The following is a 12,745-nucleotide window of genomic DNA, read 5'->3' as shown; positions in this document are numbered from 1 at the left end:
CGGCCCGGGCGCCGTCTCCGACCGCCCGTCATCGCAGCCGGGGCGCCGCCTCCCGGGCGTCCACCACGGGGCGTGCGCCCTCCACGGCCCCGGCGAGCCCCCGCGCCCAGCCGGCCAGCCCGGCGACGTCGATGCCGTGCGGCCGCCACTGCCCCGCGCCCCGGGCCCACTCCTCCAGTGCCCCGGCGCCACGCCGCAGCAGCCGGGCGCCGCCCGTGACGTTTCCGCGCGCCGCGTGCGTGAGCCCCACCGCGAGCTGCGCCAGCCCCCGCCACAGGGCGCGCTCCGCCTCGGGGCCCGACTTCCAGGCGTCCTCGAACACCTCGTGCGCGTGGAACGGCTTGCCCGCGTCCAGCAGGGCCTGCGCCTCCGCGACCGTCTCCTGCGGTGTGCGCACCACCCCCTCGGGCTGCCGTGCCACCCCGGGCGCGCCGTACGGCAGCGGCCGCCCCAGCCCGTCCCGGGGCCGGGCGTTGCGCGCCCGCCCCTCCGCGTCCCGGTCGCGTACGCCGGCGGGCCGGCCGTCGTCGTTGTCTCCTGTGCTGCTGCCCATGGGGCGATTGTCCCGCGCCGGTGCCCCCTTCGGCGCAGCGCCCGGTGTGGGGTAAAGTGCTGTTCGCGCGATCACGCGGAACTCCGCGGGAAGCGCACCGGGACGTGGCGCAGCTTGGTAGCGCACTTGACTGGGGGTCAAGGGGTCGCAGGTTCAAATCCTGTCGTCCCGACTCATAGGAGTCGCAGGTCAGGGCCGTTTTCGGAGGCATCCGAAAACGGCCCTCGATCATTTTCGGGGACCGGTGGGGACGGGTGTCCTTGATCGGCGTCAGCGGGTGACGACGACCGGACCGGCGGCGGGCCCGGTGGGCGGAGCGCGTCGAGGCCACGGTGGCTCCGGCGAGCCAAGACGCTCATGAACATGACAGTCCGCTCGGGTGGCCCTGGCATGGGGCGGCGATCTTTTCCCGGGCCCGTTCTCGTTGCCGTGACGGCGCACCTAGTTTTTGCACTCCGCTTTTCCGCCGTGAATCGAGGAGTCCGACGTGTGCCGTGCATTCGTTCCGAGGACGGTGGTCTTCGCCGCTGACGCGGCGGTGAGCGCCGCGACGCCGGCACCGAGGTGCCGGGACCTCGGCAGTTCGGAACACCGCAGCACCTGCCTGGTCTGACCGGAGCCGTCGTGCGGGGCGCCGCATACGCCCGGCCGACGATCAACCGCGCGCGTTATCGGAAGTGGTGGCGAAGGCAGATGTGGCGGCTGTTCCTGCTTGCGGTACGCCGACCTGGACGACCGGTCCGGTTCGGTCGCCCTTCCCGCGGACTCACCGGGCACGCCGGCCGTTCCGGTGTCGCGGCCGCACGGCCGCCCGGCCCTCGACCGTCCTCCGGCCGGCTGCTGACCGTCATCGCACTGGTCGCGTTCGTGAGCACCGCGGACAATGCGGTCCTCGTGGCAGCCCTGACGTCCATTCAGTCCGAACTCGGTCTGGGGATGGCGGGCGCCCAGTGGCTCGGCATCGCCTACATGCTGGCCTTCGCCGGGCTGCTTCCGGCCACGGGACCGCTGCTCGACCGCTGGGGTCCGGCGGGGCTGCGGGCAGGGCTGGCGCTCTTCGCCTCGACGTCGCTGGCCGCCGCGACGGCGTCCGACGCCGTCGTTCTCGTGGCCGCCCGGGCGGGGCAGGGCGCGGGGGCCGCGATCGTGGTTCCCGGCACCCTGCGGCTGTTGCGCACCGGGCTGCCGGCCCGTCACCGGCCCCTGGGGGCCGCGGTCTGGACCGCGGCCCTGGCCGCCGCGCTCGCGCTGGGACCGTGGCTGGGCGGTGTGCTCACCCAGCACGGCCACTGGTCATGGATCTTCCTGGCCCACCTGCCGCCACTGGCCGCCGCCGCGATCCTGCTCGGCAGGCCGGCGCACGACGGGGCCGAGCCGGTACGCACCGCGATCCCCGTCGGCCCCGCACTGCTGGCGGTCGCCGCGAGCACGGCGTTGACGGCAGCCATCGTGGGGTGGGGCCAGGACTGGGCCTGGCTGCCCGTGGCCGTCGGCGCGGCCGCGCTGACGACGCTGGTACGCCACGAACTGCGCAGCGCGACACCGCTGTTCCCCCGCGAGGTCGTACGGAATTCCGCCGTGCTCGGTTCGGTCGGGGTGCTGCTGCCCTGGGGGATCGGGGTCAGCGGAGCCGTCTACTTCACCCCGATGGTGCATCAGGACGCTTTCGCGCAGGGACCCGTGGCGGCGAGTCTGCCGCTCGTCGTCATCGCGATCGCGGTGGTGGTCGCCACACCTGCCGTGGTGCGCATCACGAGGTGGTTCGGGGTGCGTGCGACCGTCGCGGCCGGCTGCCTGGTGGGCGGCGGCGGGTTCCTGGCGCTGGCGGGCACGGCTCATGCGCCCGACCTGCTGTCGCGGGTCCCCGGTCTGGTGCTGCTCGGCCTCGGGGCGGCGTGCACCGCGCCTCTGACGGCCCACCCACTGGACACGGTCGCCGGCCGGGACTCCGGCACGGTCGCGGCACTGCTGACCGCGGCACGCGAAACGGCCGCCGCACTGGGCGTCGCCCTGCTCGGCCTGGTGCTGGCCCGGAACGCGGTGGCGGACCTCGCGCACGGCTACGCCACGGCGCTGGTGGTGGCGGCCGCGCTCCAAGCCGTCGCCGCGACCGCCGCGCTGACGCTGCTGCGCCCGCCTGAGCAGGCGCCCCCGTGACCTCTCCCCCTCACGTTCCCCGTCCCGTTCCCTCCACGATTGCCGAGAATCCCATGCGTGTGCAACGAGCCGAACCCGCCACCCCCACCTCCGCAGCGCCGTCCACGCGGACGCTGTCCGGCCTGCTGCGCCGATGGGCCGACCGCCGCGGCGACGAACCCGCCGTCACCTACCTCGACCACTCCCGGGTCCGTGACGGCGTGGCCACCACCGTCACCTGGAGAGAACTCGACGAACGAGCCGACGCCGTGGCCGCCTGGATCCGGCCCCGGGCATCCGCGGGTGACCGGGCCGCGGTGATGTGCGCCCAGTCGATCGACTATCTCGCGTCGTTCCTCGGGGTGATCCGCGCAGGGCTGATCGCGGTGCCCCTGTTCCCGCCGGGCGACGCCCGGCAGTGGCAGCGGCTGTCCGGCGTGCTCGCCGACTGTGCGCCGGCCCTGCTGCTCACCACCTGGCGTGAGGTCCACGCCGTGCAGGAGTTCGCGGGCGCCGGGGGCTTCGCCGAGGGCCAAGTGGTGGCGGTCGACGCTCTGCCCGCCGCCGGCGAGCGCATCGCCGAACCGGTACGGACCGACCCCGACGACATCGCCTACCTGCAATACACCTCCGGGTCCACCAGGGCCCCGGCCGGCGTCATGGTGAGCCACCGCAACGTCCTCGTGAACTGCCGCCAGGTTCTCGACACCTTCGGCATGCGGCCCGGGCACACCGTCAACGTGTCCTGGCTGCCGCTGTTCCACGACATGGGACTGGTGATCGGACTCGCCGCCCCCGTGGTGTCGGCGACCCGGTCGGTGTTGATGGACCCCGAGGCGTTCCTCGCCGACCCGACCCGATGGCTGCGCGCGATGTCGGCCAACCCGGGCGCGATCACCGCCGCACCGAGTTTCGCCTACGCCTATGCCGCGACGCGTGTCACCGAGGCCGATCGCGCACTGCTGAACCTCGACCACGTCGTCGCACTGATCGACGGCAGCGAACCGATCCTGCCCGCGAACATCGAACTGTTCCGGGAGGCGTTCACCGACTGCGGCCTGCCGCCCCAGGCCCACCGCCCCGCCTATGGGCTGGCCGAGGCGACCGTACTGGTATCGGCCTCCCCCGCCGGGGAGGGACCGCGGGTGATCCGCCTGGACCGGGACTCCCTCGCGGCCGGACACGCCGTCGAGGCGGAAGGAGTGGTGGGAGCGGAAGGAGTGGTGGGAGCGGGGGGAGCGGCGGGAGCGGAAGGAGCAGCGGGGCCGGTGGGAGCGGAAGGAGCGGCGGGGCCGGTGGGAGCGGAAGGAGCAGCGGGGCCGGTGGGAGCGGAAGGAGCGGCGGGGCCGGTGGGAGTGGCCACGCTGGTCGGTTGCGGTCTCCCCGCCGGCCAGCGGATACGGATCACCGACCCGGTCACGGCCGCGCCGCTGGCCGGGTCCCGGGTGGGAGAGATCTGGGTCAGCGGCGACAACGTGGGCCTGGGCTACTGGGGCAGACCGCAGGAGACGGCGGCCGTCTTCGTCGAGGACGGGGAGGGCCGCTGGCTGCGCACCGGCGACCTCGGTGTGATCGTCGACGGCCATCTCTGCATCACCGGGCGCATCAAGGACCTGGTGATCCTGGACGGGCGCAACCACTACCCGCAGGACATAGAGATCACCGCCGAGCGGGCGCACCCCGGCGTACGCAGGCACGCGGTGGCCGCTTTCGGTGTCCCGACCGACGACGGCGAACGGCTGGTCGTGCTGGCCGAGCGGGCCAAGGGCGTCGACCCGGACGCCGTCCCCGACAGCGAGATCATCGCCACGGTGCGGGCGGCACTGACCGACGTGCACGGCATCGGACTGCACGCGATGGTGCTGCTGGGGCCGGGAGAGGTCCCGCGCACCTCCAGCGGAAAGATCAGCCGGTCCGGCGCCCGGGCCCGCTTCCTGCGGAACGCGTCGTGACGGCCACACCGCGCGACGAGCGCGCATGGCTGCTCTGGTTACGCACCCTGGTGGGCACCGAGCTGGGGCACGAACTCACCGACGCCGACCTGTCCCGCCCGCTGCGCGAGTGCGGGCTGTCCTCGCGGCAGACGGTCGCCGTCGCCGCGGCCGTCGCCCGCCGGGCCGGCCGCGACCTGCCTCCCACGCTGCTGTGGAGCGCGCCCACGGTCACCGACCTGGCGAAGGTGCTCGCCGAAGCCGCCGGCCCGGAAGAAGCGGTCGAGGCGCGCGCGGCCGCCTTCCCGCCGGTCGCGGTGGTGGGCCTCGCGTGCCGAGTTCCCGGCGCCGCCACGGCCGAGGCGTACTGGTCCCTCCTGCTGGAGAGCCGGGACGCGGTCGGAGAGGTCCCCGCACAGCGCTGGCCACAGGCAGGCGACGACGTGCCGCGGCAGGCAGGCGTGCTCCCCGGCATCGCCTCCTTCGACGCCGAGTTCTTCGGCATCTCTCCCGAAGAGGCCGTTCTGATGGACCCGCAGCAGCGGCAGCTGCTGGAGGTCACCTGGGAGGCACTGGCCCACGCGGGGATTGCGCCGGGGCGACTGCGCGGCACGGACACGGGCGTCTGGGTCGGGCTGTCGGCCACCGAGTACTCGCTGCTCACCCTCGCCGACACGGACAGGGCCGACGCGTGGTCGAGCCAGGGCGCGGCGGGCTCGATCGCGGCCAACCGGCTGTCCTACGCCCTGGGTGTCCACGGCCCCAGCATGACCATCGACACCGCGTGCTCGTCGTCACTGGTGGCTGTGCACCAGGCGGTGCGCGCGCTGGCGCTCCGCGAGGCGGACACCGCCCTGGCCTGCGGAGTCAATCTGCTCACCACGCCAGGGGTGAGCGCGTCGTTCGCCGCCGCCGGCGCGTTGGCCCCCGACGGGCGGTGCAAACCGTTCGACGCGGCCGCGGACGGCATCGTCCGCGGCGAGGGCTGCGGTGTGGTCGTCCTCAGGCGGCTCGCCGACGCCCGCCGGGCGGGGGACCGGGTACTCGCCGTGATCCGCGGCGGGGCCGTGAACTCCGACGGCCGCTCCAACGGTCTGCTGGCCCCCAATCCGCTGGCCCAGCGGCGACTGCTGCGTCAGGCGTACGCCTCGGCCGGGGTCGCGCCGTCCACCGTCGACTATGTGGAGGCGCACGGGACCGGCACTCTGCTGGGCGACCCCATCGAGGCGGCCGCCCTGTCGGAGGCCCTCGCCGCCGACCGGCCCGACGACCGCCCGCTGCTCATCGGCTCGGTCAAGAGCAACATCGGCCACCTGGAGGGCGCCGCGGGCATCGCCGGCCTGATCAAGACCGTGCTGGCCCTGCACCACGGCCGCATCCCGGCCAGCCGCAACCACACGGAACCCAACCCCCACATCGACATGTCCCGGCTGCGGGTCGTCACCGAGAGCGCCGTATGGCCCCGCCACTCCGGTCAGGCCCGCGCGGGAGTGTCCGCGTTCGGGTTCGGCGGCACGAACGCCCACCTCGTCCTCGAAGAGTGGCCGCGCTCCGCACCACCGCCGGGACAGCCGCAACGGCGCCCGGCGGTGATCGGCCTCGGAGCCCCGACCGCCGAGCGGCTGGCGCGCGACGCGCGGGCACTCGCCGACTGGCTGACCGAGCGGGACGTGCCGCCGCACCGGCTGGCCGCCGCCCTGGCCCACGGCCGCGACCACGGCGTCTGCCGCGCGGCGATCGTCGCCACCGACCGGTCCGGCGTCCTCGCCGCGCTGAGCGCCCTCGCCGCCGGCCGCCCCCACGAACTGCTGGACACCGCGCGGCCGTCCCCGGCGCTCGACGCGGCACCGGTCTTCGTGTTCTCCGGCTACGGGTCGCAGTGGCCGGCGATGGGCGCCAGGCTCCTCCAGGAGGAACCGGCGTTCGCCCGAGCGGTGTCCGCACTGGACGGCCACTACGCCGACCTGGCGGGATTCCCGCTCTCACAAGCCCTGGGTGAGAACGCGGGGGCCCAGGGCTTCCGGGTCCACCAGCCCGCACTGTTCGGCATGCAGCTCGCACTGGCCGAGCTGTGGCGCGCCCACGGCGTGACACCCGGCGCGGTGATCGGCCACTCGATCGGCGAGGTCGCCGCCGCCGTCGTGGCGGGAGCGCTGACCGCTCGGGACGGCCTTCGCGTGGTGCTCGCCCGCTCCGCCCTGCTGGCCGATGTCGACGGTGCGGGCGCGGGGGCGATGGCCGCGGTCGAACTGTCGGCGGACGAACTCGCCGACCTGCGCGAGGCGTTCCCCTCGGTCACCGTCGCCGTCCACGCGTCCCCGACCCAGTGCACCGTCAGCGGTCCGCGCGAACAGGTCGCCGCGCTGGTCGCCCACGTCGGCGCGGGCGGCGGCCTGGCACGGATGCTGAAGGTGGGCGGCGCCGGCCACTCGGCCGCGGTGGACCCACTGCTGGGCCGGTTCCGCGCCGACCTGGGACCGGTCCGTCCCGCCACGCCCACCATCCCCCTGTACTCCACCGTCACCGACGACCCCCGGGGAGAGGCCGCCTTCGACGCCGCTTACTGGGCGGCCAACCTGCGCCGTCCGGTCCGGTTCACCCAGGCCGTGGCGGCCGCCCTCGACGACGGCCACCACGGCTTCGTCGAGGTGTCCGCGCACCCCGTCGCGACGATCGCCGTCGAGCAGACCGCGGCCGGCCGGGAGCCGGCCGCACAGGTGCTGGCGACCGTACGCCGTGACCCGGACCGCTCGACCGGGGGATTCGCCGCCGCGGTGGCGCGCGCCCACGTCCTCGGGCACCCGGATGTCCTGCTCGCCCGGCACCCCGACCGAGTGGTGCTCGACCTGCCCGCGCCGGGCTGGGAGCACCGCGAGTACTGGGTCCCGTCCGCCCCGGCGGGCCGGTCCTCCGGGAGCCGGCCCGCCGGGGGCCATCCCCTGCTGGGGGAGGGAGACGAACTGCCCGAGGGCGACGGGCACGTGTGGTTCGGCGACGTCGGGGTCGCCGACCACCCCTGGCTGGCCGATCACACCGTCGACGGCGTACCGGTCCTGCCGGCCACCGCGCACCTGGAGCTGGTGCTCGCCGCCGGGCAGTCGGTGCTCGGGCCGGTCGCGGTGCGCGACCTGGTGCTGCACCGCATGCTCCCGCTGGCCGAGCGGACACGGGTCTGCCTGCGCGGACGCCGGACCGGCACCGGACTGGCCGTACGCGTGTACGGACCCGTGGGGGACCGGCACGTCCTGCTGGCCGACGCCACCGCCGTCCCGACCCGCCGTCCCACGGCCGGTGCCTTCGCCGCGTCCGACGGAGACCCGGTCGACGCCTTCGCCGTGCCCGACGGAGACCCGGTCGACCTCTACCGGCGTCTCGACGGTGTCGGCCAGCGCTACGGCCCGGCGTTCCGGGGGCTGCGGTCGGTCACGGCGTCGGCGGGCACCGCCCGGGCCGACCTCGCCGTGCCCGGACACCTGCGCCTGCGCCGCTTCCACCTGCACCCCGCCCTTGCCGACGCCTGCCTGCACGCGCTGGCCGCGGCGGTCGACGCCGACGAGGCCGCACGCACGGCCTGGCTGCCGGTCCGCTTCGGCAGCGTCCAGGTGAGCGGCGACGCCGCCGCGGGCGTGCGGGTCCGGGCCAGGCTCGCGCCGGCGGGGGAGGGGGCTGTCCGCCGCGGGGACGTCCAGGTCCTCGATGCCCGCGACCAGGTGGTGGCGACGTTCGCATCCGTCGAGTGCGCCCCCCTGAGCGGGGGAGACCTTCCCCTGGGCCTCGACCGGCTCGGCCATCACGCCGTCTGGACACCCCTGCCGCTCGACGGGCCGCCCCGGCCCACGGGACCTCATGGCACCCAGGTGCTGCTCGACCACGGAGCCACCTGGACGGCCGAGCTCGCCGAGGAGATCACCGCACACGGGGGACAGGTACACCTGGCCCCGGCGCACCGGGCCGCCGCCCACGCAGCCGGCCGCGACAGCGTGGTCCTGGCCATCGGCGGCCCTTCCGCACCGCTCGATCCGCGAGCGGCCCGCCGGCTCGTCGCCTCCGTCGCGGACACCGTCCGCGCCCTGGCCGAACTCGACGCCCCGCCACGGCTGTGGCTGGTGACCCGGGGCGCCGTCCCGATCACCGAGGACCGGCCCGGACACCCGGGTCGGGCGGCACTGCGCGCGCTGGTCCGCGTCCTCGCCTTCGAACACCCGGAGCTGCGCGCCACCCTCGTGGACCTCGACCCGGCGCCCGACGAGCGGTCCGTGGCGGAGGCGGCCGCCGAGATCCTCGCGTCCCCGCCGGACGACGAGGTCGCGTGGCGCGGCGGCGTCCGGTACGTGCGCAGACTGCGGGTCGGCGCGCCACCGCCGGGCACCCCGCGCACCCCGGTCGTACGGCCGGGCTCCTACCTGATCACCGGCGGTCTCACCGGCCTCGGTCTGGCCACCGCCGAGTGGCTCGCCGAGCGGGGTGCGACCCGGCTGGTGCTCGCCGGCCGCCGGCCGCCCGCGCCCGCCGCCGCCGAGAGCATCGACCGGATGCGCTCGACGGGCATCGAGGTGGCCCTGGTCACCGGTGACATCGCCGACTCCGGCACCGCGGACCGCATGGTCGTGGAAGGCGGTGCGGACGGCATCCCGGTCCGCGGCGTGATCCACGCCGCGGGCGTCCTCGACGACGCGGCCGTGGTGGCCATGACCGACGGCCAGCTCGACACCGTCTGGCGGGCCAAGGCCGACGGCGCCCTGCGGCTGCACGAGGCGACGGCGGCGCTCGATCTGGACTGGTGGGTGGACTACTCCTCGGCCGCGGCCCTGCTCGGTTCCCCGGGGCAGGCCGCCTACGCCACCGCGAACGCCTGGCTCGACGCCTTCGGCGCCCACCGGCGCGCGCGGGGTGTCCCGGTGGTCACCGTCCACTGGGGTGCCTGGTCCGGGATCGGCGCCGCCGTCGCGACGGCGGAGTCCGCGGCCGCACGCCTGGGACCCGTCGAAGGGTTCGCCGCCCTGGGAGAGCTCCTGGCCTCGGGACTGTCCCAGGTCGGTGTGTTCCGGCTGGACATGAGCTCCGTGCGGGACATGTTCCCCGACGCCATGGGCCGGGCCTACTTCACGGAGTCCGCGGCACCGGCGCCGGCCTCGACGCGGACGGCCGTCGACACCACGCCGGAGGCGATCACCGGCCATCTGCTCGTCGTGTTCGGCGAACTGCTCCGTGCCGACGCGTCCTCACTCGACCCCGACGCGCCGCTGACGTCACTGGGCCTGGACTCGCTCACCGCCATGCGGGCCCGCTCCACCGTCGAACGCGACATCGGGGTGCCCCTGCCGCTCCCGTTGCTGTTGCGTGGCGCGTCGACCAACGAACTCGCCGCCGCGCTGGCCGAACGGCTCGCCACCGGGACGACGGCGGTGCCCCGGCAGCGGACGGGCGCCGACGGAGCCCCGGGACCGGAACCGCGCGACACCGCCGAGCGCTGGGTCGCCCGGCACTGGCGCGGGGTGCTCGGCGCCCACGGCCATGCCGTCGACGTCACGCTGGACACCGCGGGTGCCACGGACTCGGACCTGGTCCGCCTGGCGCACGAGATGAACGCCGCCCTGCCCGGGGACGACCCCGTCCGGCTCACCGGCACGGACACGATCGCCACCGTCGCCGATCTCCTGCGCCACCGGATCGAGGGCGGCGCCGACGGCCCGGTGCGGGTGCTCGCCGACCACGGACGGGAACCGGCGCTCTTCCTGTTCCACCCCGCGGGCGGCCCCACCGCGGTCTACCGGCCGCTCGCCGACCGGATCGGCGGGGCGGCGAACTGCTACGGGCTGGAACGGCTCGACGCCGTCGACACCGTGGAGGCCAAGGCCGCCGTCTACGTCGCCGAGATCCGCCGCCTGCGCCCCCACGGGCCCTACCGGCTCGGGGGCTGGTCCTTCGGCGGCTGCCTGGCGTACGAGGTCGCGCGGCAGTTGACCGCCGCCGGTGCCGAGGTCGACCTGCTCTTCCTGATCGACGCCATCCTTCCCCTGCCCACCGACGACGTCGGCAGGGCCCGGCTCACCCGCGTCGCGCGGTTCGCCGAGCACATCGAGCACACCTACGGCGTGCCGCTCGGCCTGGACGTCCCGCATCTCGGCAAGGGAAATGGCAGGGGAACCGACCTCGACCTGTTCGACCAGGTCATCGCACGCATCCGCGAGCGGGTCCCGCAGCTGGGACGGGCCGCCCTGCACCACCAGTACACCTCGTACCTCGACGCGCGCATCGCCGAGGCCTACCGGCCGCAGCCGTACGGCGGGCCGGTCCTGCTCTTCCGCGCCGCCGAGCCGCACCCCCTCACCACATCGCTGGACCCCCGTTACCTGCGCACCGACACCGCCCTGGGCTGGGACGCCCTGTGCCCCGCCCTCGACGTCGTACCCGTCCCCGGAGACCACATCTCCGTGATCGATCCGCCCCACATCGACGTCGTGGCGCACCGGCTGCTCAAGGAACTGGAGTCGCTGACACACGTCCCAGGAGGCCACCGTGGCTGACCGCCACTCCGACGGCACCGCCGTGGACATCGCCGACCTGCTCGCACGCGACGACGAAGTCCTGCGGGTCAACGAGAAGAGCGCGGGCGAACGCCAGCACGCCAAGGGCAAGCTGACCGCCCGTGAGCGGATCGACCTGCTCGTCGACCCCGGCTCCTTCACCGAGTTCGACCGGTTCGCCCGGCACCGCTGCACCGACTTCGGCATGTCGGACAACCGCCCCTACGGTGACGGCGTGGTGACCGGCCAGGCCACCGTGGACGGACGCCCCCTCTGCGTGTTCTCCCAGGACTTCAGCGTCCTGGGCGGCAGTCTCGGAGAGGTCTTCGGCGAGAAGGTCCTCAAGGTCATGGACCGGGCCCTCGACATCGGGTGCCCGATCGTGGGCATCAACGACTCCGGCGGGGCCCGCATCCAGGAGGGCGTGACGTCCCTGGCGTACTACGCCGAGATCGCCATGCGCAACGTCGCCGCCTCCGGGGTGGTGCCGCAGATCTCCCTGGTCCTCGGGCCCTGCGCGGGCGGTGCGGTCTACACCCCGGCCCTCACCGACTTCACCGTGATGGTCGACGGGACGGCGCACATGTTCGTCACCGGACCGGACGTCGTCGCCGCCGTCACCGGCGAACGCGTCAGCGCCGCCGACCTCGGCGGCGCCGCCGTCAACAGCGCGGTGTCCGGCAACGCCCATTACCGGGCCGGCGACGAGCACGACGCCGTCGACTGGGTCCGGACCCTCCTGGGATACCTCCCGGCCAACAACATGGACCCCGTTCCCGTCTACCCGTCCACCTCCGGTGACGAGATCACCCCCACCGACCGGGCGCTGGACTCCCTCGTCCCCGGCGGCCCCGACCAGTCGTACGACATGCGGGAACTCGTCGCCGCTCTCGCCGACGACCACGAGTTCCTGGAGGTGCACGACGGGTTCGCGCCCAACATGCTCTGCGCGTTCGCCCGCATCGAGGGCGGCACGGTCGGCGTGGTGGCGAACCAGCCCCGCCACCTCGCCGGAGTCATCGACATCGACGCCTCCGAGAAGGCGGCTCGTTTCGTCCGGTTCTGCGATGCCTTCGGCATCCCGCTGCTCACCCTGGCCGACGTCCCCGGATATCTGCCGGGAGTGGCTCAGGAACGGGCGGGCATCATCCGGCGCGGAGCGAAGCTCCTCTACGCGTACGCGGAGGCGACCGTCCCCAAGGTGACCGTCGTGGTCCGCAAGGCCTACGGCGGTGGCTACGCGGTCATGGGCTCCAAACACCTCGGAGCCGACGTCAACCTCGCCTGGCCCTCGGCGGAGATCGCGGTCATGGGCGCCGAGGGCGCGGTCGCCGTCCTGCACCGGCGCACCCTGCGGGAGACCGACGCGGCCGACCGCGACCGGATCAGGCAGGCCCTGGTGGACGACTACCGGGCGAGAACGGCATCACCGTATCCGGCCGCCGAGCGAGGCTACGTCGATCGCGTCATACGCCCCGCGGCGACGCGTATCGAGGTGGCGCGGGCATTCCGATCGCTCCGCTCGAAACGCAAACAACTCCCCGCGCGCAAACACGGGAACATCCCGCTGTGAGTTCCGCCTCTCGTCGACCCGTGTC

Annotated in this window: 5 protein-coding genes and 1 tRNA gene; 5 read left to right on the top strand and 1 reads right to left on the bottom strand. The window is 74.5% G+C overall.

All coding sequences use genetic code 11. The features are described 5' to 3' along the window. Positions 1 to 28 precede the first annotated feature (28 nt). On the bottom strand, positions 29 to 553 hold the full coding sequence (locus ACIP67_RS22985; protein ID WP_401694154.1) for a DUF309 domain-containing protein: 525 nt from the start codon (positions 551 to 553) through the stop codon (positions 29 to 31). Between the two features lie 98 nt (positions 554 to 651). Between ACIP67_RS22985 and ACIP67_RS22980 the strand changes: the two genes are divergently transcribed. From ACIP67_RS22980 to ACIP67_RS22960, 5 genes are all read left to right on the top strand, one after another. Continuing rightward, a tRNA-Pro gene (locus ACIP67_RS22980) sits at positions 652 to 725 on the top strand. Between the two features lie 521 nt (positions 726 to 1,246). Continuing rightward, positions 1,247 to 2,710 (top strand): MFS transporter, encoded by a 1,464-nt coding sequence (locus ACIP67_RS22975; protein WP_401694380.1) that lies wholly within the window; start codon positions 1,247 to 1,249, stop codon positions 2,708 to 2,710. A gap of 53 nt (positions 2,711 to 2,763) precedes the next feature. Then, complete coding sequence (locus ACIP67_RS22970) at positions 2,764 to 4,641, top strand: fatty acyl-AMP ligase (RefSeq protein WP_401694153.1); 1,878 nt, start codon at positions 2,764 to 2,766, stop codon at positions 4,639 to 4,641. Further along, a complete protein-coding gene (locus ACIP67_RS22965; protein WP_401694152.1) occupies positions 4,638 to 11,147 on the top strand; it encodes an SDR family NAD(P)-dependent oxidoreductase in 6,510 nt (2,169 codons plus the stop codon). Before ACIP67_RS22970 ends, ACIP67_RS22965 begins: the two co-directional genes overlap by 4 nt. Beyond that, positions 11,140 to 12,720, top strand: coding sequence for an acyl-CoA carboxylase subunit beta (locus ACIP67_RS22960; protein ID WP_401694151.1), 1,581 nt, complete (start codon positions 11,140 to 11,142; stop codon positions 12,718 to 12,720). Before ACIP67_RS22965 ends, ACIP67_RS22960 begins: the two co-directional genes overlap by 8 nt. Positions 12,721 to 12,745 lie beyond the last annotated feature (25 nt).

The sequence above is a fragment of the Streptomyces sp. NPDC088812 genome, assembly GCF_044750285.1.
In the GTDB taxonomy this organism is placed as follows: Bacteria; Actinomycetota; Actinomycetes; order Streptomycetales; family Streptomycetaceae; genus Streptomyces.
This window is presented reverse-complemented; position numbering and strand designations above follow the sequence as displayed.